The 26606-nt window shown below is 59.5% G+C and carries 20 protein-coding genes and 1 tRNA gene; 7 read left to right on the top strand and 14 right to left on the bottom strand.

Features of this window, described 5'->3' with window-relative positions; all coding sequences use genetic code 11:
* Window positions 1-6: 6 nt before the first annotated feature.
* Entirely contained in the window at window positions 7-2286 is a 2280-nt protein-coding gene (locus GBCGDNIH1_RS13405; protein WP_011630915.1) for an ATP-dependent helicase, read from the bottom strand.
* A gap of 84 nt (window positions 2287-2370) precedes the next feature.
* On the bottom strand, window positions 2371-3333 hold the full coding sequence (gene metF, locus GBCGDNIH1_RS13400) for a methylenetetrahydrofolate reductase [NAD(P)H] (protein WP_050748374.1): 963 nt from the start codon (window positions 3331-3333) through the stop codon (window positions 2371-2373).
* A gap of 237 nt (window positions 3334-3570) precedes the next feature.
* On the opposite strand from metF, the gene GBCGDNIH1_RS13395 reads away from it, so the two are divergent.
* The 4 genes from GBCGDNIH1_RS13395 (at window position 3571) to GBCGDNIH1_RS13380 (ending at window position 6704) form a co-directional block, all read left to right on the top strand.
* Window positions 3571-4398, top strand: coding sequence for an MlaA family lipoprotein (locus GBCGDNIH1_RS13395; protein ID WP_011630913.1), 828 nt, complete (start codon window positions 3571-3573; stop codon window positions 4396-4398).
* Between the two features lie 67 nt (window positions 4399-4465).
* Window positions 4466-5059 (top strand): MlaC/ttg2D family ABC transporter substrate-binding protein, encoded by a 594-nt coding sequence (locus GBCGDNIH1_RS13390; protein ID WP_043453351.1) that lies wholly within the window; start codon window positions 4466-4468, stop codon window positions 5057-5059.
* Window positions 5060-5198: 139 nt separating this feature from the next.
* The gene (locus GBCGDNIH1_RS13385) at window positions 5199-5756 is read left to right on the top strand and encodes an SRPBCC family protein (RefSeq protein WP_095206530.1); all 558 of its coding nucleotides are present in this window, start codon (window positions 5199-5201) and stop codon (window positions 5754-5756) included.
* Between the two features lie 3 nt (window positions 5757-5759).
* Window positions 5760-6704 (top strand): YncE family protein, encoded by a 945-nt coding sequence (locus tag GBCGDNIH1_RS13380; protein ID WP_011630910.1) that lies wholly within the window; start codon window positions 5760-5762, stop codon window positions 6702-6704.
* Window position 6705: 1 nt separating this feature from the next.
* On the opposite strand, the gene GBCGDNIH1_RS13375 is transcribed toward GBCGDNIH1_RS13380, so the two are convergent.
* The 3 genes from GBCGDNIH1_RS13375 to GBCGDNIH1_RS13365 form a co-directional block, all read right to left on the bottom strand.
* Complete coding sequence (locus tag GBCGDNIH1_RS13375) at window positions 6706-7341, bottom strand: GNAT family N-acetyltransferase (protein ID WP_332455257.1); 636 nt, start codon at window positions 7339-7341, stop codon at window positions 6706-6708.
* Window positions 7286-8965: an energy-dependent translational throttle protein EttA gene (ettA, locus tag GBCGDNIH1_RS13370; RefSeq protein WP_011630908.1), complete on the bottom strand. Its 1680-nt coding sequence runs from the start codon at window positions 8963-8965 to the stop codon at window positions 7286-7288. Before ettA ends, GBCGDNIH1_RS13375 begins: the two co-directional genes overlap by 56 nt.
* A 67-nt stretch (window positions 8966-9032) precedes the next feature.
* Window positions 9033-9105: transfer RNA gene (locus tag GBCGDNIH1_RS13365), tRNA-Ile, on the bottom strand.
* Window positions 9106-9266: 161 nt separating this feature from the next.
* On the opposite strand from GBCGDNIH1_RS13365, the gene ppa reads away from it, so the two are divergent.
* Window positions 9267-9791 (top strand): inorganic diphosphatase, encoded by a 525-nt coding sequence (gene ppa / locus GBCGDNIH1_RS13360; RefSeq protein WP_011630907.1) that lies wholly within the window; start codon window positions 9267-9269, stop codon window positions 9789-9791.
* An 83-nt stretch (window positions 9792-9874) separates the two neighbouring features.
* On the opposite strand, the gene GBCGDNIH1_RS13355 is transcribed toward ppa, so the two are convergent.
* The 6 genes from GBCGDNIH1_RS13355 to GBCGDNIH1_RS13330 form a co-directional block, all read right to left on the bottom strand.
* Window positions 9875-11101, bottom strand: coding sequence for a glycosyltransferase (locus tag GBCGDNIH1_RS13355; RefSeq protein WP_011630906.1), 1227 nt, complete (start codon window positions 11099-11101; stop codon window positions 9875-9877).
* 90 nt (window positions 11102-11191) lie between these two features.
* Window positions 11192-12343: a hypothetical protein gene (locus GBCGDNIH1_RS13350; RefSeq protein ID WP_011630905.1), complete on the bottom strand. Its 1152-nt coding sequence runs from the start codon at window positions 12341-12343 to the stop codon at window positions 11192-11194.
* Between the two features lie 84 nt (window positions 12344-12427).
* Window positions 12428-15568: a glycosyltransferase gene (locus GBCGDNIH1_RS13345; protein ID WP_011630904.1), complete on the bottom strand. Its 3141-nt coding sequence runs from the start codon at window positions 15566-15568 to the stop codon at window positions 12428-12430.
* A gap of 27 nt (window positions 15569-15595) precedes the next feature.
* Window positions 15596-17554, bottom strand: a complete 1959-nt coding sequence (locus GBCGDNIH1_RS13340) for a tetratricopeptide repeat protein (RefSeq protein WP_011630903.1) — start codon at window positions 17552-17554, stop codon at window positions 15596-15598.
* Between the two features lie 51 nt (window positions 17555-17605).
* Window positions 17606-18988 carry an HlyD family type I secretion periplasmic adaptor subunit gene (locus tag GBCGDNIH1_RS13335; protein WP_011630902.1) on the bottom strand — a complete coding sequence of 461 codons (1383 nt, stop codon included), beginning with the start codon at window positions 18986-18988 and terminating at the stop codon, window positions 17606-17608.
* Between the two features lie 143 nt (window positions 18989-19131).
* A complete protein-coding gene (locus GBCGDNIH1_RS13330) occupies window positions 19132-21405 on the bottom strand; it encodes a peptidase domain-containing ABC transporter (RefSeq protein WP_011630901.1) in 2274 nt (757 codons plus the stop codon).
* Window positions 21406-21659: 254 nt separating this feature from the next.
* Between GBCGDNIH1_RS13330 and GBCGDNIH1_RS13325 the strand changes: the two genes are divergently transcribed.
* Window positions 21660-22211, top strand: coding sequence for a GNAT family N-acetyltransferase (locus GBCGDNIH1_RS13325; protein ID WP_011630900.1), 552 nt, complete (start codon window positions 21660-21662; stop codon window positions 22209-22211).
* A 29-nt stretch (window positions 22212-22240) separates the two neighbouring features.
* On the opposite strand, the gene GBCGDNIH1_RS13320 is transcribed toward GBCGDNIH1_RS13325, so the two are convergent.
* From GBCGDNIH1_RS13320 to GBCGDNIH1_RS13310, 3 genes are read right to left on the bottom strand one after another with little or no spacing between them, the layout of a single operon-like run.
* Window positions 22241-22909 carry a PqiC family protein gene (locus GBCGDNIH1_RS13320; protein WP_011630899.1) on the bottom strand — a complete coding sequence of 223 codons (669 nt, stop codon included), beginning with the start codon at window positions 22907-22909 and terminating at the stop codon, window positions 22241-22243.
* 3 nt (window positions 22910-22912) lie between these two features.
* Complete coding sequence (locus GBCGDNIH1_RS13315; RefSeq protein ID WP_011630898.1) at window positions 22913-24631, bottom strand: intermembrane transport protein PqiB; 1719 nt, start codon at window positions 24629-24631, stop codon at window positions 22913-22915.
* Window positions 24628-26070 (bottom strand): paraquat-inducible protein A, encoded by a 1443-nt coding sequence (locus GBCGDNIH1_RS13310; protein ID WP_011630897.1) that lies wholly within the window; start codon window positions 26068-26070, stop codon window positions 24628-24630. Before GBCGDNIH1_RS13310 ends, GBCGDNIH1_RS13315 begins: the two co-directional genes overlap by 4 nt.
* Before the next feature lie 154 nt (window positions 26071-26224).
* On the opposite strand from GBCGDNIH1_RS13310, the gene arsC reads away from it, so the two are divergent.
* The gene (arsC, locus tag GBCGDNIH1_RS13305; RefSeq protein ID WP_011630896.1) at window positions 26225-26602 is read left to right on the top strand and encodes an arsenate reductase (glutaredoxin); all 378 of its coding nucleotides are present in this window, start codon (window positions 26225-26227) and stop codon (window positions 26600-26602) included.
* Window positions 26603-26606 lie beyond the last annotated feature (4 nt).

The following is a 26606-nucleotide window of genomic DNA, read 5'->3' as shown; positions in this document are numbered from 1 at the left end:
TCTTCCTCATCGCGGTTCCACGAAACTGTCGAGAATGCGTTTCGTGCCTGCCTTGTCGAATGTCACGTCCAGACGGTCATCAATCACCGCCGTCACGGTTCCATAGCCGAATTTGTCATGAAAAACCCGGCTGCCGACCGAAAACCGCCCTGCCTGAGATGCCCGGCCCGGCTGTTCCCATGCTTCCCGCACCCGTGGTGCTGCCGCCCGGGGTGCATGACGGGTCGCCAGCATCGGGAACTGAACGCCAGCGCCGAATCCACCCCGCAACCGCTGCTCCCGCTCCATCACTGCCGACCCCTGCGACTGGATGCAGTCCGGCGGCAGTTCCTCGATAAAGCGGCTGGGAATGGCGCTCTGCCAGTTGGCGTAAATGCGCCGGTTGGCGGCATGGCTGATCACGGCTTTTTGTCGCGCGCGCGTGAGGCCCACATAGGCCAGCCGCCGCTCCTCCTCCAGGCTTTTCAGGCCGCCTTCATCCAGCGCCCGTTGATGGGGAAACAGGCCTTCCTCCCAACCCGGCAGGAAAACCATGTCGAATTCCAGTCCCTTGGCGGCGTGCAGGCTCATCAGACTGACCTTGTCGTCGCCCGCATCCTGTTCATTCTCCATCACCAGCGAGACGTGATCGAGAAAACCGGGCAGAGCATCGAACTCGGCCATGGCCCGCAGCAATTCCTTGAGATTTTCCAGCCGGCCCGGCGCCTCGGGTGATTTATCCTGCTTCCACATCTCCGTGTAGCCGCTCTCATCCAGCATGGTGGCCATGGTGGCGACATGGCCTTCGCTGCCCAGCATGCGCCGCCAACTCTCCAGACCCTGCAGGAAGGCAGCGATGCCCTCTTTCACTTTCCCGCGCAATTTACCATCGGCCAGTTGCCGTGAAGCGGCTTCCAGCAGCGGGACAGAATCAGCCCTGGCCCGTTCATGCAGGCCACGCAACGCGACCTCTCCCACGCCACGACGCGGCACATTCACGATCCGCTCGAACGCCAGATCATCGGAAGGTTGGGCCAATAACCGCGCATAAGCGATCGCATCGCGAATTTCGGCCCGCTCATAGAACCTCAACCCACCAATGACACGATAGGGCACGCCCAGGGTAATCAGCCTTTCCTCGAAGGAGCGGGTCTGAAAGCCGGCCCTGACCAGCACCGCGATCTCCGATAACGGGTGACGGTTACGACGCGCCGTTTCGATGCGATCCCCCACCATGCGGGCTTCCTCATCGGAATCCCACAGAGAGATGACATCGACCTTCTCACCTTCCGCATTGGCCCGGCCAGGACGCAGCGTTTTGCCGAGCCGCCCTTCATTATGCGCAATCAGCCCGGCCGCAGCGCCAAGAATGGGGGCGGTCGAGCGATAATTACTCTCCAGCCGCACCACATGCGCGCCGGGGAAATCCTTTTCGAAGCGTAGGATGTTTTCCACCTCCGCCCCGCGCCAGGAATAGATGCTCTGATCGTCATCCCCGACGCAGCAGATGTTCTGGTCCCCGTTCTGCCTTCCCTGCGCCAGCAGACGCAGCCAGAGATACTGGACCAGATTCGTATCCTGATACTCATCGACCAGAATGTAACGGAAAGCCCGATGATACTGGCTCAGCACTTCCGGCCGGGAGCGGAGAATTTCCGTCATGAAAAGCAGCAGATCACCGAAATCAGCCGCATTGAGTGCCCGCAGTCGCTCCTGATAGGCCCGATAGATCGCGACAGCATGGCCGGAGGCATAATCCGTATCCTCAGCCGGGGTCACACGCTCGGGCGTCAGGCCACGATCTTTCCAGCGCTGGATGGCGGCCATCAGGCCGGGCAGCGGCCATCGTTTGGTATCGACCCGAAACGTCTCCGCCACCTGCTTAAGCAGGCGCATCTGGTCATCACTGTCGAGAATCGAGAAATTCGAGGAGAGGCCGACATACTCCGCATGCCGCCGCAGCATACGGGCGCAGAGCGCATGGAATGTGCCGAGCCACAGCCCCTCCACCTTCTCGCCGAGGATCGCCCCGACCCTCTCCCGCATTTCCCGGGCAGCCTTGTTGGTGAAGGTGACGGCCAGAACCTGATTGGGAAAAGCACGCCCGCTTTTCAGAATATGGGCAAAGCGGGTGGTCAGCACCCGTGTCTTGCCCGTGCCCGCCCCGGCCAGCACCAGCAGCGGCCCATCAATCGTCTCCACCGCCGCCCGCTGTTCGGGGTTCAGGCGCGCCAGATATGCCTCCCCCCCCTCAGACGGGACAGACGCAGCAGCAGGAGGAAACGGCGATGAAGGATGATCGGTCACGAAATCCGATATATGTTGTCAGACTACATCCGTGCAGGGCCAGATCCGTGCAGGGGCAGTCCGAGGGTGGAAGCTCACACCTACTCAGGCGATTGGTGCGGCAGGGGGATGAACACCCAGAATACGGGCAATCGCATAGACCAGATCAGGACGGTTCAACGTATAGAAGTGAAATTCGTCAATCCCGTTGGCCTGCAACAGCCTGACCTGCTCTGCCGCGACCACCGCCGCGACCATACGGCGGGTTTCCACATCGTCTTCCAGCCCGTCGAACAGGCGGCCCAGCCAGTCCGGCACGCTGGTACCGATCGCCGTGCTGAAGCGAACCGCCTGCGCATAGTTGGAGACGGGCATGATACCGGGCACGATCGGCGCGGTAATACCCGCGACAAGGCAGCGATCCAGAAAACGCAGGAAGGTATCCGTGTCGAAAAAATACTGGGTGATCGCCCGTGTCGCCCCGGCATCGAGCTTGCGTTTCAGATTGTCCAGATCAAACCCGGCATCCGGTGCAGCCGGGTGAGTCTCGGGATAGGCCGCCACTGAAATCTCGAAATCTCCGATCCGTTTCAGTCCGGCCACCAGATCGGAAGCATAGGCGTATCCGCCCGGATGGGGCTGATACGGGGCACCCCCCGGCATATCCCCCCGCAAGGCGACGATATGCCTCACCCCAGCCTCCCAGTAATGGCGGGCGACCTCATCGACCTCATCGCGTGTGGCACCCACACAGGTCAGATGCGCAGCGGGGGTCAGGCTGGTTTCACGGACAATACGGGCAACGGTCTCATGCGTACGGGCCTGAGTCGAGCCGCCTGCGCCGTAAGTCACGGACACGAAACGCGGCCCCAGCGGCTCCAGACGTCTGATGCAGGCCCAGAGCTGACGTTCCAGGGCTTCCGTTTTCGGCGGGAAGAATTCAAACGACAGCAGCGGCACAGGATGTTCCGCATCCATGGCCGGCAGCCCGGTCACGCGCGGGCCGGTCAGCCAGCGCCGCAATGTCGCGCTTTCACCCTGCTGTTCCTGACCCGCCAGACGATTCATATCCCTCTGTCTCCATCCATCCCCTCGCGCCGGAAGGGAAAAGCCGGTCGGTGTTGTCACCTGACGGCCACAGTGATGGCTAGCTCTTGCCTGATAGCGCCATGATGCACAACCTCATACATCCGGATGCGTTGCAGCCCCGTAACTGCATGCTACAACAGTTCGCAGAGACAGGCTGTCTGGCCATACACCCCCGACCATCGCGGCGGGGCTTAATTCTTCAAGGACCTGCCGCCCATGCGCGCTGATTGTTCTGACACAGTTCCAACCATGCGTCCGTTCGGGCTTTCGTTACGCCGGCTTGCGGCTGCCCTGCTGCTGCCCGGCCTGATAGCCGCATGTGCGACCAAACCACCTGCCAGCGACAAGGAAGCTGTCGCGGAATACCAGCAGGCCAACGATCCGCTGGAACCCACCAACCGGGTCATGTACCAGGTGAACGATGCCATCGATGCGGTGGTGCTGAAACCGGTGGCCCTTGCCTATCATTATGTTGTCCCCTCCCCGGTCCGCACCGGGTTCCGCAACGCGATTACCAATATCCAGACCCCGGTGATCCTGGCCAATGACGTTCTGCAGTGGAACGGAAAGCGCGCCGGCGACACACTGTCCCGCTTCGCTATCAACAGCACGCTTGGCATTGGCGGCCTGTTCGATGTGGCCGGCAATATGGGCATCAAACGCCACGATACCGATTTCGGCGTTACCATGGCGCTGTGGGGCGTACCGGAAGGCCCGTTCCTGTTCCTGCCGATTCTGGGGCCCAGCAATCCGCGCGATGCCTCCGGCTATGGCGTCGATGTTGCCATGTCCCCCACCACATGGTTTGGGCAGGGAGCCACAGTCAACAAGCTGCTCTGGGCACAGTACAGCGTCTCCGCTGCCGACATGCGCGATCAGGCCAATGATGTTCTGAACTCGATCCAGGAAACGTCGTTAGACCCTTACGCCACGTTCCGCAGCCTGTTCCGTCAGCACCGCGCCAGCGTGATCGAAGATGCCCGCAACAAAGGGACGGTAAAGGACGAAGACCTGTTCCCCGCTTCCGGACCGGGACAACCCTGATCCGGACCTGGTTTTCACACCGGCCGCTCCCGCGTGAATGGTAAAACTGAACCTCATGGATGCCATTGTGTTGAATCGACGACTGTTTCTGGCCGCCGCCCTTGCCGGTGCCACATTTCTGCCTCTGCCCACCCATGCCCAGAGCAACGTAGCGGCCGACTTCATCCGTCGTGCCGGGAATGAACTGGTGGCTGCGGTCAATAATTCTCCCAACGAAGCCAGGAAAAAAGCCGAACTGACCCGTATCGTCGACAGCTATATCGATGTCGATAATGTGGGACGTTTCTGCCTTGGCCGTTACTGGACGAGTGCCTCACAGCAACAGCGGCAGCAATATCTGAACCTGTTTCACAAGGTTCTCGTCCGTAACGTCACAAGCAAGATCGGCGAAGCAAAAGGCATGAGCTACACGCTTGGCCGCGTGACGCCACAAGGCGAAAATACGCTGGTTCAAACCATCATTCATCGCCCCGGAAATGCCCCGGCCAACGTCCAGTGGGTTGTGGCGACACAGGGCGGTCCCCCCCGTATTGTGGATGTGCTGGCGGAAGGCACCAGCCTGCGGCTGACCCAACGGCAGGATTATGCCAGCTTCCTGCAACATCATAACCAGGATCTCGATACCCTGATCTCCGCCATCAGCCGGCAGGCCGGGGAATAAACAGAGCGTTTTTTCAGTGCCATCACTGGCGCTGAAAAAACCGATCAAACTGAACCTCGAATTTAAGACTTTTTCTTCTTCATGCGCTTGTTCTGCGGAAAAGAGCGGGCAATATTTGCCGCCCCAACGGGAGATTGTCATGCTTCTTCACTGGCTTACCCCTGCCCGCGCAGCCATGCTGGCTGTTCCGGTTCTTGTATCCTCCTTTGCCGCTTCACAGGCCTCCGCCCATGGCCCGACCCGTCAGAAGGTCGAGGAATCCGTGACGGTCAACGCAACCCCGGACAAAGTCTGGGCCGTCATCGGCAATTTCCACGACATGAGCTGGAATCCCGCCGTGGCAAGCGCCACCGGTGATGGCGGTAACAAGGTTACCTCCCTGCGTACCCTGACGCTGAAAGCATCCGGGAAGCCGATCACCGAGTCTCTGGATAAATACGATGCCACCGAGCATCTGTACAAAACCTTCCTCACCAAGCCCAATCCGGATGCCCTGCCCGCGAACGACCTGTCTACGGAGCTGTCCGTCTCTCCGGCGGCTGGTGGCAAATCCACCGTCGAATGGAACGCGGCTTTCTATCGCGGCTACATGAACAATGATCCGCCGCCGAACCTGAACGATGAAGCGTCCAAAAAGGCGGTCGCCGACTACATGAAAGCCGGCCTCGCCGCCTTGAAGGCCAAATTCGGCGGTTAACCCATGATAAAGACCCTGCTGAGCGCGTTATCAGCCGCTTTCCTTTTCCTTACCCCGCTGACAGGCCGGGCGGAGGAAGCTTTCGTGACCGATCAGCAGGGTCACATGGTCACCATCATTGATCTGGAGAGCACAAAACCGGTCGCCTCCATTCCAATGACGGGGGATGTCGCCGGAATTGCCATAAGCCGGGATGGCAGCCGTGCCTATGTTACTGCCCCTGAAGATCACAGCCTCACCATTCTCGATGCTGTGCAGCGCAGGGTGATCAAGCGCATTACAGTTGGCGGCGCACCGCTGGGTGTCGCTGTTTCACCCGACGGCGGCACTGTGTTTGTGGCGGACTGGTTTGCCAATCATGTCACCGCTCTGGACAGCGTAAGCGGTGCTGTCAAAGCTGTCATTGAAACCGGGAAATCTCCCTCCGGGCTGGCTTTCACACCCGATGGCAAAAACCTGATTTGTGCGGACCGGGAAGATAATCAGATTTCCATCCTTGATCCTGTGCATTTCAAACATCTGGCCTCCATCAAGACCGGGCAGCATCCGTTTGGCGTCATGGTTTCCTCGGATGGTAGACGCGCCTATGCCGCCGATGTCGAATCCAATGATGTCGCCGTCATCGACCTGCCATCACGCACCCTGCTGGCCCGGATTCCGACCGGGCATCGCCCCTACGTCGTCACCGTGCATGGGCAGCGCGGCTATGTGACCAACGAGATGTCTGATTCCGTCACCGTATTCGATACGGTGAGCCTCAAGCCGATCACCAGTTTCGGTGTCGGCTCCTACCCTGAAGGCATCCAGACCAGTGCGGACGGCAAGACCCTGTACGTCGTCAACTGGATGGACGATACGCTGTCTATTCTGGATGCCGAAAACGGCCATCAGAAGGCGCTGGTGAAAGCGGGGAACAGCCCGCGCTCCTTCGGCACGTTCCTGCGCTGACCTATGCTGGCGGACGGCCCATCCGCCAGCTTTCGTAAACCAGCATCCGGTATCCATCCCGCATAAAACTGTCGGCATGCCGCATACCGATACTGCCCAGCACCATGCGGGAACCCCAGTTTTCCTCCCGCGCAACGCCGATGACACGTTCCACCCCTGCAACATCATGGGCATAGCGCAAGGCGGCTCCCGCCGCTTCGCGGGCATAACCACGGCCCCGCGCCTCCGGCCAAAATGCGAAACGAATCGACATGCCACGCCCATCCGGGCGGCCCATCAAACCAGTCAGCCCCTCGAAATGGCCGGTATGGGCATCCCGCACCACCCACATCCCGACATTATGCTGACCCCAGAAGGCAATATCAGCGGCCAGTTCCTCCGCTGCCTGCAAGGAATTACGAACCCCGCCCAGCATGATCGCGAAGACCCCGGGATCAGCCTTGATCCGGCATAGGTCGGGCAGATCGGCATAGGTGACAGGGTACAGCAGCAGACGCCCCGTGCGCAGAATGCGCCCGGCCGGGATCAGATCCGCCAGAAGAGCAGCCGTGGCAAGGGCGGGGGAGCGCCCCGCCCCGTCCTCAACGCTCCAGCGGGCGGTACTTAATACGATGTGGCTCGGTGGCCTCGGCGCCAAGTCGGCGTCGCTTATCCTCTTCATAGGCCTGGAAGTTACCTTCGAACCACTCGACATGGCTATCGCCTTCGAAAGCGAGGATATGCGTTGCAAGACGATCGAGGAACCATCGGTCATGGCTGATGATCACGGCACAGCCTGCGAAATCCGCCAGAGCGTCTTCCAGGGCCCGCAATGTATCGACATCCAGATCATTGGTCGGCTCGTCGAGCAGGATCACATTGGCCTCGCTCTTGAGCATTTTAGCGAGATGCACGCGGTTACGTTCGCCGCCTGACAGCACGCCGACTCTTTTCTGCTGATCGGGCCCTTTGAAATTGAAGGCCCCGACATAGGCCCGGCTGGCCACTGTGCGCTTGCCCAGATGAATCACATCCGTGCCGCCGCTGATTTCTTCCCAGACGGTCTTGTTGTCGTCCAGACTGTCGCGGTTCTGATCCACATAACCCAGCTTCACGGTGTCACCCACGGTCAGGGAACCGGAATCGGGCTGCTCCACCCCGGTAATCATACGGAACAGTGTCGTCTTGCCTGCGCCGTTGGGACCAATGACGCCGACGATACCACCCGGCGGCAGCTTGAAGTTAAGCCCGTCGATCAGCAGACGATTGCCGAAGGATTTACGCAGATCTTCCGCCTCGATCACCGTACCGCCCAGACGGGGGCCGGGCGGAATCACGATATCCGCTACGCCACCGGCCTGTTCCTGCGACTTGTTCAGCAATTCCTCATAACGCTGGATACGGGCCTTGCTCTTGGCCTGACGGGCACGAGGGCTGGACTGAATCCATTCCTGCTCCGCCGCCAGGGCGCGCTGACGGTTGCTCTCTTCCTTTTCTTCCTGGGCCAGACGCTTGCGCTTCTGCTCCAGCCAGGAGGAGTAGTTGCCCTCGAACGGATAGCCACGGCCCCGCTCGATCTCCAGAATCCAGTTGGTCACGTTGTCCAGGAAGTAACGGTCATGGGTGACGACCATCACCGTGCCCGCATAATCGCGCAGCGTGCGTTCCAGCCAGGACACGCTTTCCGCATCCAGATGGTTGGTCGGTTCGTCCAGCAGCAGCAGATCGGGCTTTTCCAGCAGCAGCCGGCACAGTGCGACGCGGCGGCGCTCACCGCCCGACAACCGCTCCACCAACGCCTCCGGTGGCGGGCAGCGCAACGCGTCCAGTGCGATTTCAACGCGGCGGTCCAGATCCCAACCATCCTCGGCGTCGATCTTTTCCTGCAACATGGCCTGCTCGGCCAGCAATTCGTTCATCTTGTCGTCATCCATGGGTTCGGCGAACGCCATGGAAATTTCATTGAAGCGGTCGATCGCCGCTTTCAGCTCCGCAAACGCCTCGCCGACGTTTTCCGCCACCGTTTTGGTGGGGTCGAGCTGTGGCTCCTGAGACAGATAACCGACCCGGGCACCTTCCGCGGCCCAGGCCTCGCCGCCATATTCTTTCTCAATGCCGGCCATGATTTTCATCAGGGTCGATTTACCGGCCCCGTTGACACCCAGTACGCCGATCTTCACGCCCGGCAGGAAGGACAGGGTAATGCCCTTGAAGACTTCCCGGCCGCCCGGATAAGCCTTCGTCACATCCTTCATCACATAAACATACTGGTAGCTGGCCATATCTGGCTCCCGGCGGTTGACCGGTCGGCCGCGTCTGACAAAGCCGCGGCCGACGGAGATCGAAATATGCGCCCGGCAGGACTCGAACCCGCAACCAAACCGTTATGAGCGGTCCGCTCTAACCATTGAGCTACAGGCGCATGAGAGTAGCGCGCCGCCGCCGCCAGTCGGAGAATAACGCCCCCCACCCGGTACGACACGGTGCGAAGGGAGGGGAACCACAACTACGCCATGTTGGCAAGGACAACTCTGGCCGTTACGGTGCGCCGACCTTTTTCTTTAACGAGACGAGTATCCTCTCATGGACGTCAGCAAGCTGGCCATTGGCAAGCAGCCCCCCAGTGACATCAATGTCGTGATCGAAATTCCGCAAGGTTCTGCGGTGAAATACGAAGTGGACAAGGACTCCGGCGCCGTGATCGTGGACCGTTTCCTGTTCACACCCATGGCCTACCCGGCTTCATACGGTTTTATTCCCGGCACGCTGGCCGATGATGGCGATCCGGCGGATGCGCTGGTCCTGACCCCTGCCCCCGTGGTGCCGGGTGCCGTGATTCGCGCCCGCCCGATCGGCGTGCTGAACATGGAAGACGAAAGCGGGATCGACGAAAAGATCATCTGCGTCCCGCATGACAAGGTGCATCCGCAATTCAGCACGGTGGAAAAAATCGAGGATCTGCCGGAAATCACCCGCAAGGCGATCGAGCATTTCTTCACGCGCTACAAGGATCTGGAACCCAATAAATGGGTGAAGGTCACCGGCTGGGGCGACAAGGCTGCGGCCGAGGCTGCCATCACCGCCTCCATCCAGCGCGCAGCGAAATAAAAAAACGGGGCGGACAGGAAAAACGCCTGCCGCCCCTTTTTATATCACGCCTGTTTATATCATGCCTGACAGGGCCTGACGGGTTACAGTTTCTGCCCCGTCATCTCGGAGATCAGCGCGCGGAAATTGGCCAGATGGTCCTCCATACGGAGATGCTTCTCCGCATAGCGCCGGGCATTCCGGCGCAGTTTTTTCTCGAGCTTTTCATCTGACAGCAGACGCAGGACGGAATCCGCCAGCTTGTCAGGATCGAGGCATGGTGTGATCAACGCATTTTCCTCATGCGTCAGAAATTCCAGCACCGGCGCGGTATCGCTGCCGATAATGGCGCAGCCCGTCGCCAGAGCCTCCCTGAGCGACCAGGACAGCACGAAGGGATAGGTCAGATAGACATGTGCGTTCGACCGTTGGAGCAATTTTAAAAATTCCTCATAGTCGATACGCCCCGGCAAACAGACCCGACTCATATCCAGCCGCCCGGCCTGTTCGTTCAGGAAATGCTCTTTCCATGTAGTGTTGACGGGCCGTGCGCCATAGCTGACCCCGTCCCTGCCGACGAGAATCGCTTTCACATCGGGGCGAGCTTCCAAAATCTTCGGCAAGGCGCGTACCATGACGTGATAGCCGCGATAAGGCTCCAGATCACGGGATACGAAGGTGATCAGCTTCTCATCCGGCGCAACATGGAAATCACCTAGCTGATAAGGTTGCTTACGGATCGCCGGATCAGGCGTACAGGCTTCCAGATCAGCGCCTTCAGGAATAACCCGAATCCGCTCCCTGGCCCATTCCGGATATGTCTCCAACTGGAATCGTGTCGGGGTCTGCCCCATGCCCTCCAGCTGCAACGCCAGAAAGTTGACGACATTCTTGTTGCGCACATTGGGCAGGAAATCAGGCCCGCTCGGGAATTCCGGATCGAAATTCACATCCGTACCATAGGTGCGATAAAAAAATTCGAAATACCCAAGCAAGGGGACACCCGGCCAGATATCCTGAAGGTTCAGCAACTCCCCCCAGCCATGGTGGCCGATAATAATATCGGGCCTGAATCCAAGCAGCAGCAGATTACGTGCTGCCGATGCCACCGCCTCGGCCCGGACCGCTGCCAGTTCCATATCTCTGGCATGGAGATGAACATTGGGCTCGGGCTGACGTAGCATCCGGTAGACCATTTTCCGGACACCCCCCAAAAAATTAGGGTTTTCTTCCGTCAAAAAGATAATTTCATGCCGGTTTTCTTCCGCCAGTGAGCGGACGATATGCAAAAATTGTCCCGGAAAATTCTGATGGACAAACAGGAATTTCACATCAAATCCATATCAGGTAATCGCCCGAAAAGGGCAGTACCCTTTTGAGATGGTGCTGCCCCTTTCTATTTCAAATAACGTATACCGGCGTCATACGTTGCGGCGTGCCCCTGTCCGGGCCGAAGAGGCTGCTTTACGGGTTGATGCCTTGGGAGCAGATTTGGGGACAGTGGCTTTTGCTTTTGGGCGCAGAATGATCCGGAATGCTTCCAGAGGAGCCATATTGGTCGCTTCCAGCGTCTCCCCGCCGGCCAACGGTCCAATAGCCGTCCCATCCACGAAACTGCCCTCGTAGCTCAGATCGAAAGCTTCGGCGGCCCTGTTCCGCAACCGCGCCTTCAGTCCCAGCAACGGCAATGCCATGCCCCGGCTGCCGCAAAGCTGGCCGCCTTCCATCCACGGCGACAACCAGCCGCGGCCAAGAACACCCTGATATTCGATATCTTTCGGATCGATCAGGCTTTGCGGCATGATCATAAAGCCCTCGATCCAGCGGGTACTGCCTCGCTCGCCAATCCATTCACCCAGCTGGTCGCCGACATCCCCCTGCATACGGATATGAGCAATAATATCGGGAATAGCACCGGATTGCGTTCTGACCGGTTCAAATGACTGAGCCGGCCCATGGGATGCACCCTGTTGCATACCTTGCGGAATGCCTTGAGGAACGCCCTGTGGTGGTGGCATCGGAGGAACCCCCACCTGCGGCATCACACCCGGCGGCGGCACTGCTCCCGGCTGCATGAAACCGGGCTGAAGAGGAGGGGCTGAGGGAACACCGCCAAAAGGCACCCCATCAGCCAGACGCAGCACCTGTAACCGGGGTGCGGAATCCTGCTGGCCGGGCTGTTGGTAAATTGTGACCAGCACCTGAGCCTGCGGCTGCATGACCCGCACCAGCGCGGCATCGGCGGGGCCGTACAACCAGCCATCTTCCCGGAAAGATGTCACCGAAATGGCATGGGGCCGATGTTCATGTCCCGGCGGCAGGGAAACCCGGATCGCTGGCAGTCCGCTATTGTCCAACGGACGATTTGGGCTTGGCGTCTGGACAAAGCAGAACAGCCCGGGATCCAGCTTCATGACATGCGCGGAAACCTGAATTTCGCTCATGATACGGGAGGCTGTGTTCTGTGCAGCAGCCTGCTGATCCGCACCCGATGGTGCGGCCACATTTCCGGGAGCACCTTGCCCCAGTCGTGACTGGGCCGGATTTTGCCCGGCAAACAAGCCTTCAGACATGCGTAATCTCGCTCTCCATGATGCAAAAGAAACTGGTTTTTATTCGGCTGCTTCTTTTGGCTGTCAGAACCGATTTCACCGTATTCAGCAAAACTGAATCCTGTTTACCCGATTTGCAGAGGGTGCAAAGCCTGTTCTATCCATATTACGTGACAGAAATGTATCGTTTATAATTTCAACAGGCATGCCAAGCGGCATCACAAAGCCGGCATGGCTCTGATGCACCTGAGCTTTTTTAATACGCTCTGCCACCGTACCGAGGTCAAAGGCAACCACGGGAAGCCCCGCCCGCCATGCCTCGCTGAGCGTGAAACACCATGTTTCAGGCCAGATTGAGGGAATCCATGCCATTTTCGCCTTCTGGGCCACAATAAGAGCGGGTAAATCATCATCGCTGTAACGGCCGGTGATTCGGACATAACCTGTCTCCAGCAAGGCTGGATCATCAACACTATGACCGACCAGCACGAAACGAAGCGGGAGGGAACGCGCTGCCGCATCCCTTGCAGCCTCCAGCAGACAGTCGAAACCTTTTTCAGCGCCGATCGCGCCGATAACACAGATCACGCAAATATGATCCGCCAAAGGCCCCCATGCCGCCATATCACTCTCCATTCCGGGGGGCATGGAGACGACATCGGCACCCTCTTCCCATGGGACAATGATGGGGCGAAGGGCCGGGAAATGGCGTTGCATCCGCCGTGCCACATCCTGTGAGGGAGTAACGACCTGCGCAGCCTCCATCAGATCGCGCTGCGAACGGTGGCGCAAGGCTGCAACACTGATTGGCTCCTCCAGATGACTGCCTCCCTCAGCGATGCAGCGTTCACATTGGTCGATCTCCGGCTCCCCGCAATAGCGCCTGGCGGGACTCATCAGGGCGATACGGGGGCAGAACGCGGCATAATCATGCACGTGTATATCCTGCGGCACACCCAGCGCTGCAGCCAGACCGGCCACGGCGTGGTTATGGCCAAGCAGATGATGCAGTTCCACCCGCTCCACCTTGATCTGGCGCAACAATCGCAGCAAGGCGACCCTGTCCCTAGGCATACGGTGCCGCAAATGGGGATACTGATCGGCAAACCCGGTGTCGAGGACGGTCCAGCCCTCATAAGAGGCTGTCTCCTCCATCATGACCGGACGCAGGATAACGACATTGCGGCCTGCCTGATGAAAAAGGGCCATCCGGGTCTCAATCTGTCGCTGCACCCCTCCCCCCCGATCATGGGTAATCATCAGGATGGAAGGCCTGTCAGGCAGGGCAGCCCGGAAACGCAGACCATCCATCGCCCGGCGGCTGGCATGCAGCGGGTTGCGGGCACGCCAGGCCGCCACCATGCCGTGATAGCCCGGATGCAGCGCAGAGAGGATCGATTCATTCCGGGCTGCCAGACGCGACCGGCCTTCTCCGAAGCTGCCGCCCCCCACATGTGCGACGAAAGCACCCGTTGCAACCACATGGCGCCAGCCCAACGCACGGGCACGCAGGCAGAAATCATTCTCCTCGCCATAGCCCTGCGCAAAGACATCATCCCGGAAAACACCAACCTCATCGAGGCAATCCCGGCGGATATACATGCAGAACCCGACCGCAACGGGAATATCAACCACCCGGTTCTTGTTGGCCTGACGAGCAAACCGGGCGAACTGCTCTGTTTCAGCACGATCCGGCAGAGGCCAGCGTCCATCCTCCTGCGGATAGCTCAGGATTGAGGCATCATTCGAAAAAGGCGTGGCCGTCCCGATATTCGTCGCCGCGCAGGCGGCTTTCTGTAATCGCTCCAGCCAGCCTTCCGGCACCAGCGTATCACTGTTCAGCAACACCACGTCCCGCCCGGCCCCAGCCGCCCGCATGCCAAGATTGACCGAGGATGGAAATCCGCGATTGCGGGCCTGGTGCAGCAAATTGATACGCCCCTGCCCGGCAAGAGCCTGCAAATGCACCAGAAGTACGGGGTCGTAACCGGCATCGTCCACGATGATGATCTCGGTCGATTCAGGGACCGTGGCCAGCACAGACTCCAGACAGGCTCGGACAACGTCTCCGCCACCATAAACCGGCATCACGATGGAAACGGGCTGCCCTGTCTCAACAGGGGAGGCGGTCGACAGGCTCTCCGCTACAGGCAAGCAGCGCAACGGGACCAGAGGCTTCATCGCCGGCAGGATATCCGCAGGACAGGGAATGGCCGGTTCAGAAACCGGTAATGCACGGGCCAGAGCACGCACCGATCTGATCGCGCGGGCAAAACCCTCGCCACCGGTCGCATCCTGCCGCTTCAGTTTCAACAGAGGGCTCAGACGGGGATCAAGCGGACTACCCAAAAGATCATTGCCTCGCACATCGCGAACCGAAATCAGCCCGGTGCCATCCCATTCCCCCGCCGGAACATGAATACGCCGGGGACGGGCAAAGGGTGTATCGAGACCCACTTTCTCCGCCGGTTCATGCGCCTTGAACGGACCATACAAGTGTCCGTCAGCAGAAATGACCGACAGCAGCGGATCAGCGTCAGGGCAGCCCGGATGCCAGGCCCAGCCCTGCACATCCCCGTCTTCATTCCAGTCAATCCAGCCCTGCACACGATACATCGCCACCAGATCAAACGGCGACCCCAGCAAAGGCCGGTTCCCGCTGCACACATCCAGAAAACGACCCGCAACCAGCTCCTGTGCGGAAGGCGCCGTTTCCAGCGTTATCCCATCAAGGGTGAAACTGAGACTGGCGGGGTTTACATCACCCGTCCCGACTTCATAGGCGTGAACATGTCCATCGGCTGACAGGCGGCACCAGCCCGGCAATCCTGCTGCCCTGCTCACCGTCATCAACAATTCATGCGCTATCGGCCAGACATCATGCCGGATACGTGAGAGAAGTCGTTGAACGGTAACGGTCGCATGCGTCAGATCACCGCCCAGCACCTGCAAAGTCGCCAAACCGGACAGGATCTCGGTCGTTTCATACTGGCGTGCAAGGGATTCAAAATCGGCCCTTGCAGTCGGATCACCCCGCCGCAGCTTCAGAAGTGCCGATAGCAGCCGGATCGTGTCCTGACGCGGAGACAGACGCGTGGCCCGGGCCAGCCAGAACGCAGCTTCGTGCCACTGCGACTGCTCCATGGCCCGTTCGCCAAGCTTGTAGGCATCTTCAGCCAGCTGACGCCAATATTCCCGCAGTCTCTGTCGCTCAGCCGCAACGGCAGCGCTGCCTAATGCTGCCATCTCGCACCCTGCAACATATCCGGCACGTCAGGAATGATCCGTCAAAGCCGGATTCTGGACTGAAGACGGTTCATGCTCTGCCAAATGTGGGACAGGCTCTTCGGGGAGATTGTCCACTCTGACTGCCTCATAAGGATATGGCATCGTCAGAATCTCCGGGGGCAGAGCCTGAAGATCGCCCTGTGCTTCTGTCAGACCCTGCGACAGGGCCTTTTCCAACCAGAAGCGCCCCTGAAGCTCGTCCTTTTCTCCGGCCAATCCCCGCGCCAGAAACCGGCCCAACATCAGCTGTGCATGAGCATGACCACGCTCTGCTGCCGCACGATACCAGATGATCGCCTTCTCCCGATCCGTCGGCACTTCGTGACCACCGCCCATCATCGCACCAATCGCGAACATGGCACCGATATGGCCCCGCCCGGCAGCACGTTCGAAATAGACCAGCGCCTCCGGATGGTCCTTCGCGCCACCGCGCCCGGTCACCAGCAGTTCTGCAAAGGCAACCTCGGCCTCCACCATGCCGGTAGAAGCAGCCCGTTCGATCCAGGAGCGCCCGGCTTCGGCGTCCACATCGAGACCGCGCCCTTCCAGCAGCATACGCCCATACCAGTACTGGGCATTCACCACCCCATCCGCAGCCTTGCGCAGCCATTGCGCGGCGCTGCGCTCGTCTTTCTCGATTCCCACCCCTTCGGCAAGGCAAACGCCGAAATTGAAAGCCGCGACCAGATCCCCATTCGCAGCGGCCTGTTCAAAAATCTTGCGGGTTCTGATGCTCTCTTCTTCCGCAGCCAGACCAGCCTGCACCAGACTGGCAAGGTCGGACACGGCTTCCTGATCACCACGCTCGGCCGAAATACGGAACCAGCGAGCCGCTTCTTCCGGGTCGCGGCTCATCCCGGCCCCCGTCAGACACATCAGACCCAGCGTACGGGCCGCCTTGCTGTGCCCTGCATCGGAAGCACGGCGAAACCACAGGGCGGCCTCGGCATAATTAGGAGGGACATCCCCACCCCGTGCGTAAAGGTCACCCACCAGTGCCGCCGCCTCGGCATCGCCCTGAAGGGCTGCACGACGCAGCCATGATTCACCCTCCAGCAGATTACGTTTGACGCCTCGTCCTTCGAGCAGCGCCAGACCCCAGCGTGCCTGGGCGGAAACCAGCCCTTTCTCTGCGGCTGTCTTGTAGTAACCGGCGGCCGCTGCCAGATCATGGGGCACACCGGCGGCACGCTCATGCATCACGCCCAGCAGATAGAGCGCCGTCGGCAGGCCACCATTGGCTGCCACCTGCAACTGCTCGGCTGCTGCCTGAGTGGCTTCCGGCGTCACTGCATCCTTGAGCAGGGCCAACCCCACTCCCAGCGCCCCCTGCGGACAGCCGGAAGCGGCTGCTTTCTGATACCATACCAGCGCCTGTTCCAGATCACGCACAGAGTCCGGCCCGGTCGTCAGGATATATCCGACCAGCGCCTGCCCGTCAGAGGAACCAGCTTCCGCCGCCTTGCTCGCCCAGCCCAGTGCCTTGAGCGGATCGGCCTGAATCGTGGAAGCAGAGGTAAACAAGCCTGATCCGACACGGGAGGCAGCTGTTCCGGCTCCCCCGGATCGCGCCTCCAGAGAGGCTTCCACCCCACCCAGCACATCTTCCGATGCAGCCTTTGCGGGATCGGCAGTGGCTGGTTCCCCCTGCTCCCCGACGCCACGCAGATACAGGGTTGCCAACAATGTCTGCGCTTCCACGAAGCCCTGACTGGCAGCCCTTTCCAACCAGCGTTCCCCTTCCCGGGGACTGAAAGGAACACCTGCAGCCTCCAGATAGCAACGCCCAACCCGATATTGCGCTTCGGCCACGCCTTTTTCGGCCACTTTGGCAAAAAGCGGAAACGCTTTGGGCCATTCCCCCGCTTCCGCAAGTGCTGTGGCCTCCTGCATTCTGGCAGCAGGAGAAAACAGGCCGGTTACCCGGTTTATCAGACGTGCCACGGCTGCGTCATACCCCTCTGATCATGATCCCCGTTATTGATCAATCACGGATCAAGGCTCCCGCATGCCTTCTGAAAACGCCGGCAAGACCTTGCCCAGAAGATATTTCAGGATTGTACGCTGCCCAACCTTGATGTCAGCGGTGACAGGCATGCCCGGAACAATGTGAAATCCTTCCGGCGTGTCGTGCAACGTGACCTTATCAATCGTCACCCGCGCTTTGTAGAAGGTCTTCTCGGCTGCCATGGAGGATTGCTGGGTATCTTTCAGCTGCCCATCCCGCGAATCATTCTGGCTGTAGCTGTCCGGGCTCGTCACCCGGACTATTCCCTGTGCTCCGCCATATTGCGTAAACGGAAACGTATCGAACTTGACCGTCACCGTATCGCCAACATGCACGAAACCGGCATCCTCGCCCGGCACATCGGCCTCAACTTCCAGAGGAGCATCCAGCGGGACAATGGTGATGAACTGGGCACCCGACTGAAGAACCGACCCCACGGATACCTTGGCAATGCTCTGGATCACCGCGTCACCGCTGGCCTGCAATTCAACCAGTTTGTGGCGCAGCTGGGCTTTTTTCAGATTTTCGCTTTGCTCGCTATATTTGCGGCCTTCATCCTGAATATCCTGACCGATCTTGGCAGCCCATTCCTTGATGAAACCATCCCTCTCCGCCACCAGTGCCTGCATGTCACGGCGAGCCGTTTCCGCGGTGGAGGTCGCAGTTGCCAGATCGCGGGACATCTCAAGGCGGTTATCAACCGCCGCCAGTGAGTTCAGCTTGCTGCCGACCTGCAATCGCTCCAGCTCATGGCGCATGCTCTCTACGTTCGTTGCAATGGCCAGACGCTGACGATAGTAATTCGCCTCGGCCAGGCTTTTGGCGACCGTATTCTGCAAGCCGCTGATTTTCTGATTGTAATTCTCGACCTTGAATTTCCACTCGGCCTGACGCTGAGCGTAGATCGCCGCCTGCAGCCTGCTGTCCGGATTATCCGCCTGGGTAATATAGGGCTTGCCATCAGCCTCTGCATGCAGCCGCGCCAGTTCCGCCTCCAGACTGCGCACCTGATCACGCAGCTGCCCCATATCTGCGCTGGCAAAGGTCGGATCGAGTTGAGCCAGAAGCTCCCCTTTATGAACCACCTGGCCTTCCGTCACATTGATCGAACGGACGATGGCCGTATCAAGAGGTTGCACAACCTGGATCGGAACCCTTGAAATCACCTTGCCACGGGCGGTCACCACCTTGTCGACCGGCACCAGACCCGCTGCCAGCAGGAGTGTCGTGACCAGCCCGAACACGATGAGGGTGTTATGACGGGCTGTCGGCAGAACCGGGGTGGCAATGACGGCAGAGCTGGGAGATTCAAACTCCAGAAGCTCCGCCGTATCCTTGGCCTGCGCCAATTTAAGCTGTTTGCTGGCCATTGGCCTGCTCCCTTAACGCATTCAAGCGGTGCCACTGCCTTGTTTTTCGCAGTGAATGCCGCCCTGAGACTGAGATGCCTTCCCGCAGTGAAGGCAGCCTGTAACAGGCAGGATCACAGAATCCTGCCTGAATTTCTGTCGTTTCAGTCGCCCTGCGCGAGCATGGACGCAACCGGACCCTGCTTCTGCGCTGCTTCCATATGACGGTTCTGCTGGTTCCACAGCTGGCGATAAATGGTGCACCGTTCCAGCAGCACCTTATGTGGTGCCATATCCTCGACCCGCCCCTGATCCATCACCACGATCAGATCGCACTCTGTCAGGGATGCCAGACGGTGGGACACGATCACCATGGTGCGCCCCTTGCCGATACGCACCAGATTGGCATTGACCAGCGCCTCACTTTCCGGATCAAGCGCGCTGGTGGCTTCATCCAGAATCATCAGACGCGGATCGGAAATCAGGGCGCGGGCAATGGCCAGACGCTGACGCTGGCCACCGGACAGGTTGGCGGAGCCTTCCTGAATGAAGGTTTCATAGCCTTGCGGCATCCGTTCAATAAATTCCTCGGCCCCTGCCAGCCGCGCGGCCCGCACCACGTCTTCCAGTGTCAGGCCGGGCCGCCCGGCGATGATATTTTCGCGAATTGTGCCGCGGAACAGGAAATTATCCTGCAATACCACACCGAAACTGCGACGCAGATGATGCAGATTGATTTCCCGCAGATCAGAACCGTCAATTTTCACGTAGCCTTCATAGTCCCGGTTGATCCCCTGCAATAATCGGGTGATCGTGGACTTGCCCGAGCCACTACGCCCCACCAGCCCAAGCATGGTGCCGGCCGGAACGCTGAATGTGACTCCACATAGAGCAGGGGTTTTGGAACCGGGATACGTAAACTGCACATTGTCGAAGCTGATGGCACCGGCAAATTTGGGGCGCAGGCCATTCTGAAGGGCATTGCTTTCATTCGGATTATTAAGCACGGCGCCCACCTCGCCAACGGATGTCCGCACTTCCTCGAAATCTTCCAGCAGACGCGCCATGCCCACCAACGGAGCAGCCACACGTCCACCCAGCATCATGAAAGCCACCAGCGAACCAACAGCTACGCCACTGTCAGGGTGGGTCAGCGCAAGATAGGCACCAATCAGCAGTACACCCCGGTCAATGAACCGCTCCAGCGGTGTGACAATGGTATTCGGCCAGTTGGACAGCCGCCCGGCTGCAAGCCTCGCCCGTGCCGAAACCGCAGCCCGCACATCCCAGGCCTCTTTCTGCTGCGGCTCCAGTCCCATCGACTTGACCGTCCGGATTCCGTGGACGGTTTCCACCATGACGGTATTCTTGGCAATTTCCGCCACCACAACCTTACCGACAGCGCGCCGCATCGGATTGAGGAAAGTGACAATCGTCAGAGTAATCAGCACCGAGATGCCGATCACCATCCAGGTCAGAGTGGCGCTGAGGTAAAACAGAAAAGGCAGCAGGACAATCAGCGTGAAAAAGTCAAGAAATGTCTGAAGCAGCTTGCCTGTCATGAAGTCCCGGATGCGGAACACCTGATAGAGGCGCTGCGTGGTCTCACCCGCAGGGTGCTGCTCGAAATATTCCAGGGGCAGAGCCAGCAGACGGTTGAAAATATGCAAAGCCAGCTTGGCATCCAGCCGTGCCGCCACGATTTGGGTGATCTCACGCCTCGTATAGCCCAGCACGGTCTCGAACACGACACAGACCAGCAGGATCAGGGACACCAGCAGCAGGGTGGACATGCTCTGATGAGCAATGACCTTGTCGATAACGGTCATCACCAGCATGGGTGGAATAATGGTCAGCACACTCAGAGTGATTGATGCCACTCCGATATCCACCAGATTGCGCTTTTCCTTGAGAACCATCCCCAGCAGCCAGCTGAAATTGAATGGTGCATCTTCCTCTGCCACGCCACGCTGGGAGCGGATCAGCAACGTATCGCCATCCCATGCTTGCGACAGACGCAGTTCATCAATGGCAATCGGATCATCGCTGCGGGGGGCCAGCGGGTCTTTCATGAAGACGATCTTGCGCTGGGGATCGACCCCCACCATCAGCCCGGCACCGCCATCCTTGAACAGCATGACCAAGGGGCTTGTGCCCTTCATTTTCATGAGCTGCCCCCAGCTCAGCCGCAACCCGCGCGCCGCCAGGCCGCAATCCTTGGCCCATTGCCCGAGCATCGCCGCCGAAGGCGTTTCTCCGCTGACGATACGCAGCATGCCCCGGTCCAGGGTTATGCCATGGAAACGGCCAGCTTCCTCAACCGCAGCCAGACGGGCTTCGACCGCCGGAGGCAGGGCCTCGTTCTCGACATCGACAAGAGCCGCTTCCTGTTGCGGTCCCTGCGCTGAGGAGGGCAAAGCATCGCTGTTATTCTGCAAAAGCGTATCCTTTAAGCGAAATCAGCCCCATCACCTGGCACGATGAGGTATATATTATCCAGATCAGATGCCTGTGCCAGCTTGGCGCAGAGCTAAAATAAAAATACCATACTGGCTGTTACAATATCGTGACTGATCCATAACATGCCGTGATCATAAAAGTCACCTCAAAACAACTCATGGTTTACAATGACACCATGACCACTACTCTGAAATTTCAGTAATAGACCCCGATAACATCAAGATCGCTCATCATGACATACCGCCTTCCCGATTTCCGCCCGGCACAGCGTGAGGACAGTGCCTTCATCCAAAGCATTTACGCCCATCACGTGCTCCACGGAACAGGCACTTTTGAGGAAACACCCCCTACCGTTGAGCAGATGGAGCGCCTGGTCCACACCATCAAGAGCGAGGCCTGGCCATTTATCGTCGCCGAAGACCGCACCGGTATCATCGGCTATGCCTATGCAGCACAGTTCCGGGACCGCTCCGCCTACCGTTACTGCGCCGAGGACAGTGTTTACGTGCGTGAGGATGTACGAGGACAGGGCGTTGGCAAGGCACTCCTGACCCTTCTGCTGCATGAAAGCGCCCGGGCCGGTTTCAGACAGATGGTCGCGCTGATCGGGGATGCGGAGAATATTGGCTCGATCGGCGTCCATGCCACGCTGGGCTTCAAATCCGTCGGACGCCTGCGGGAAGTCGGGGTAAAGCTGGAGCGCACACTGGATGTCGTGCTGATGCAGCGCGCCCTGACCGATCTCGATACAGGATCAGGACGGGAGAGTATCCAGTCGCTCTGACCCATCATCATCCCGCCTCTGCTTCTTCATCATCCATCCAGCCGGGGCACGTCAGGAGCGGTGCGGGCCACTGCGGCGGCCATGGCATCGGCCATCTCTGCCAGAGTCGCACTCAGGGCCGCGACCAGAGACGCCGTCTCAGTCGCTGATCCTCCGCCTGCTGTCGAATGACTGATCCGCACTGGCTGGGCCATCAAGGCGGTATGAGAGCGGGAGGAACGGATCGCAAATTGCGCCAACAGCAGCACAGAGCCATCGCCGGGAGATTCAAAACGCTGGAGATCGGCTTCAACAATGACGGTCGGATCGGCAGAAATAGCCCCCGATTCCGAAAAGACCGTCGATCCCGGCAGACGCAGCGACAAATCCTGGCGTAAAACCCGGTCCACCATATCGGTCAGAGGCTCTGCCCAACGCTGGTTGGAGGCCAGAAACACCCTGTACCCATCGCTTGATCGCACGATTTCAGGCCGATCCAGATAGGCCGGCAGACCAACCCGGCGCAGCTCCACCAGCCAGTCACCCTGATAGACACGGGCCGGTGGCACGGTCGCCAGCGTGAAAAGCTGCGGATCGGGGGATGCACAGCCACTCAACCCTGCCAGTCCTGCGGCCAGACCGCCCAGCACGGCGCGGCGTTTCACAATTCCTGCACAGGCATGCCCGGAGCTGAGCATGGCCGGTTGCTTGAATACCATGGATCAGCGCTCTCCTGCTTTGGCACGACCGAGAATCAGGGCCTCCGGGTGACGATCCAGCAGATCGGCCAGAATCCGGATGGAACGGGCCGTATCGTTCAGCTGGGCCATCAGGCGGTCCAGCTCCCTGTTGAAATGAGAATTGGCCCCGTACCCGTTATCCAGCGAGCCGACCAGCGTATTGGCCCGGCTCAATGTCGCCTGCAGATCCTGACTGATTTGAGGCAGGCGACGCAGCAAAGGGGTTGCCCCTTTATTGGCATTGTCCGCCAGTTCCCGCACGCTGGCCATCGTTTTCGAGACATCGCGCAGCGTGTTACGAAGCTGCTCCCCTTTGGCGATTGCGGCCACCCCTTCCAGAGTCTGGTTCAGATTGGCGCCGATCTCTGCGAAAGGAATGGCGTTCAACTTGGCAGCAATCGCCCCGACAGAGGCTGTCAGCCCGGCGAAATCCGTGCCGGTGGCCTGTTGCAGCACGACGGCATCGCCTTCGCGCGTCAGGACGCTATCCTGGCCGTTTTCATCCATCACCAGCTCGATCGCCTGCGCGCCTGTGATATAGCTGGTCGTCGCCAGCCTGGCACGCAGGCCGCGCCTGACCAGTGCCGCCAGCCGCGCCTCGCTTTCCTCCTTGGAAACAGGCGGCCCCTTTATTTTCAGCCGCTCGGGCTGGACGACAAAATGAACCGGGACAATGACCGTATTCGATTTGCTGTCGAATCCGAGATGAACATCGGTCACAAAGCCGACACGGATGCCGTAAATCAGCACCGGAGCATATTTGTCCAGGCCGCTGAGATCGCCCTTGAGATAGGTCACGAATTGCAGCTGCTCATGGTAATGGGAGGAGGAGGCGGTATCCCGATCACGGAACAGGAAGAAATTGGTTTTGTCGGTGGCTTCCGGGGTTTCCAGCGCCTCATTAGGCGTATCAAACGCAACCGCGCCGGACAGAAGGGCCTGAAGGCTTTCGATTTCCACCCGGAAATCCCCCCCGGAGGTGGAAACGCTCATGCCTGAAGCACTCCAGAAAAAGGAGCCTTCATGCACATATTTATCAAACGGAGCGCGGATGAAGATGGTCATGGTCCCCGATTCACCGGGTTTTCCTACATCCAGACTCAGAACTTCTCCCACGGGCCGGTCACGGAAAAAAACCGGGGCGCCGGTGCCGATCTGCCCGACCCTGAACGCCTTCAACGTGAAGGTCTTCCCCGGCTCATCCGACCGCACTGCCGGCGGCGCCTCAAGCCCCGTGAACTGATAACGATAATTCCCGCCGGGCCGGCCCGGATCGAGTTCGATAAAGGCCCCCGAAACAATGGTCTCCAGTCCCGAGATATCCCCTGCCGACAGACGCGGGCGCACCACCCAGAAACGGGCGTGATCGGTCAGAACGTTCTCCGCCTCCTGCCGCATGGCGATCGTGACCACGACATGAGACATATCATTGCTCAGATTGATCGACTGGACCGTGCCAAGATCGACCGCCTTGTGCCGCACCTTGGTCTGGCCCGCGACCAGCCCTTCACCGGTCTGAAAAGTCAGGGTGATGGTCGGACCTTCCTGACTGATGGTGCGGTAACCGATCCAGATCACGCAGATCGCCGCCAGAATCGGCACCAGCCAGATCAGGGAAAATCGACGGCGCGGCAAGCCCTGCGGATAATCCAGCCCGTCATCATCCTCGGGCGGCAAAGGCGGGCGTTCATTATTGCTCATCGGGACAGACCGCCTTGCACGGAAACACCAGAGGATGACACCAGCCTGACTCTGTCAGGACCCTCCTCAGCAGCCTGATCACGGGAACGCCGCGTGCTCCTTTGCTGGTCAATCGCCGCATCCCACATCAGGCGCGGGTCGAAAGTCTCCGCCGCCAGCATTGTTATAATGACCACGCCGGCAAAGGCCAAAGCCCCCGGACCAGGCTGAATAGTCGCAATGAACCCCATATGCACCAGTGCTATCAGAATCGTCACCACGAAAACATCAATCATCGACCAGCGGCCAATCATTTCGATGACATGAAAAATCCTGGTACGCGTTTTCAAACCCTCCACGCTGGGTCTGCGCACCCGCAGGATCATCCAGACCAGCCCGATGACTTTCAGCACCGGCACCATCACGCTGGCAAAAAACACCAGCGCCGCCAGCGGCCACATATCGGCTTCGATCAATTCCTTCACCCCGCCGACAATCGTGTGGGGAGAGGTATCGCCTAATGAAGTGATGATCATGACCGGATAGATATTGGCCGGGATGTATAAAAGCACCGCTGCCACCACCAGCGCGATCGTTCTGGTCACGCTGTCCGGCTTCCGGCGATGGAGGAAACTGCCGCAGCGTGGGCAGGAGGCATCATGATCCGCCCCCTCCACGACCAGCCCGCAGCCATGGCAGCTGATAGCGTGCCGTTCATCGAAACGCGTTGTGGCCGCATTTCGGCGGGCCTCCCCCATCATCACCGGATCGGCGACCAGACCACGCGCCTCCAGCTTGTTCCAGGCATCACGGGGATCAAGCGCCCAATCCATCGCCGCCATCACCAGCATCAGGCCACCCAGAGCGTACAGCGCCACCCCGAACCGCACATGCGCCAGTGCCTCAAGACGGGAATAGGCGACCAGCATGCCGAGCATGAAAACTTCGATCATGGACCATGGCCGAACCCATTGGGCGACACGCAGCAGAATATACAACTCCCGGGGGGGCTTGCGCATTCGAGGTGCCGTAACGGCCGCCAACAGCCCGACAAGACGGAGAAACGGCGCAATCAGGGTCGTGAACATCACGATCAGCCCCAGCACCCACAGACCATATTCCCAAAAGGCCAGTGCTCCCCCCAGCATGGTGCCGACATTTTCCCGGCCCCGCATATCGAAGGTGATATACGGCATCAGGCCGACCAGAATGAACAGCGCCAGCCCGGTTCCGGCCAGCGCCACCGTATCGCGTTCAGGAGAGCGTGTCGTGCGGCGCAGCACGGTGTGGCAACGCGTGCAGTGCACTTCCAGCTGGGATCGCGGTGGTTGACGGTAAAACGCACCACAGCCGGGGCATTCCAGCGCATGACGGTGCACCACGATGGAAGAGGCGGTCCGGGAACGGCCACCATCGACCGCCCCATCAGTCTGCGAGTCTTGCTGCTCGGCATGAACCATACTGGTCGCAGACCCCTTTCACTGAATGCCCTTTACCGGTCTTTAGCGTGTTCCGGTCAGGTGTTCTATAAGAGTTCCGGACATGTATGGTTGCCAAGGCTGACGACCATGCCATTGCAATCATCCGGGCCGCCACGATGGGGAGTGACAGGCGATGACAGTGACGATCTACCACAATCCTGGCTGCGGGACGTCCCGGGCCGTTCTCGCCATGATCGAGGAAGCAGGGCATAAGCCGGTGGTCATCGAATATATGAAAACGCCGCTGACCCGTCCCCAGCTTAGCGGATTACTGCACCGGATGAATGGCACCGCACATGATCTGCTGCGCCGCAAAGGGCCGGTCTATGAACAATCCGGCCTCGACCGTCCCGACCTGACGGAGGAGGATATTCTGACCGCCATTCTGGCGGAACCCGCCCTGCTCAACCGGCCCATCGTCGATACGCCACTGGGTGTCAAACTCTGCCGCCCTGCAGAAACGGTCATGACCATTCTGCCGCCCGCACCGGCCGCAGAGAGCAAAAACTGATCTT

Origin of the sequence: Granulibacter bethesdensis CGDNIH1, from assembly GCF_000014285.2 — a bacterium.
GTDB lineage: Bacteria > Pseudomonadota > Alphaproteobacteria > Acetobacterales > Acetobacteraceae > Granulibacter > Granulibacter bethesdensis.
This window is presented reverse-complemented; position numbering and strand designations above follow the sequence as displayed.

Bases quoted from the DNA above. Each gene is read 5' to 3' on its own strand.
- metF (WP_050748374.1), bottom strand. From the start codon at position 3,333: ATGAATCGTCTGGCGGGTCAGGAACAGCAGGGTGAAAGCGCGACATTG.
- GBCGDNIH1_RS13395 (WP_011630913.1), top strand. From the start codon at position 3,571: ATGCGCGCTGATTGTTCTGACACAGTTCCAACCATGCGTCCGTTCGGG.
- GBCGDNIH1_RS13385 (WP_095206530.1), top strand. From the start codon at position 5,199: ATGCTTCTTCACTGGCTTACCCCTGCCCGCGCAGCCATGCTGGCTGTT.
- GBCGDNIH1_RS13380 (WP_011630910.1), top strand. From the start codon at position 5,760: ATGATAAAGACCCTGCTGAGCGCGTTATCAGCCGCTTTCCTTTTCCTT.
- ettA (WP_011630908.1), bottom strand. From the start codon at position 8,965: ATGGCCAGCTACCAGTATGTTTATGTGATGAAGGATGTGACGAAGGCT.
- ppa (WP_011630907.1), top strand. From the start codon at position 9,267: ATGGACGTCAGCAAGCTGGCCATTGGCAAGCAGCCCCCCAGTGACATC.
- GBCGDNIH1_RS13350 (WP_011630905.1), bottom strand. From the start codon at position 12,343: ATGTCTGAAGGCTTGTTTGCCGGGCAAAATCCGGCCCAGTCACGACTG.
- GBCGDNIH1_RS13345 (WP_011630904.1), bottom strand. From the start codon at position 15,568: ATGGCAGCATTAGGCAGCGCTGCCGTTGCGGCTGAGCGACAGAGACTG.
- GBCGDNIH1_RS13335 (WP_011630902.1), bottom strand. From the start codon at position 18,988: ATGGCCAGCAAACAGCTTAAATTGGCGCAGGCCAAGGATACGGCGGAG.
- GBCGDNIH1_RS13325 (WP_011630900.1), top strand. From the start codon at position 21,660: ATGACATACCGCCTTCCCGATTTCCGCCCGGCACAGCGTGAGGACAGT.
- GBCGDNIH1_RS13320 (WP_011630899.1), bottom strand. From the start codon at position 22,909: ATGGTATTCAAGCAACCGGCCATGCTCAGCTCCGGGCATGCCTGTGCA.
- GBCGDNIH1_RS13315 (WP_011630898.1), bottom strand. From the start codon at position 24,631: ATGAGCAATAATGAACGCCCGCCTTTGCCGCCCGAGGATGATGACGGG.
- GBCGDNIH1_RS13310 (WP_011630897.1), bottom strand. From the start codon at position 26,070: ATGGTTCATGCCGAGCAGCAAGACTCGCAGACTGATGGGGCGGTCGAT.
- arsC (WP_011630896.1), top strand. From the start codon at position 26,225: ATGACAGTGACGATCTACCACAATCCTGGCTGCGGGACGTCCCGGGCC.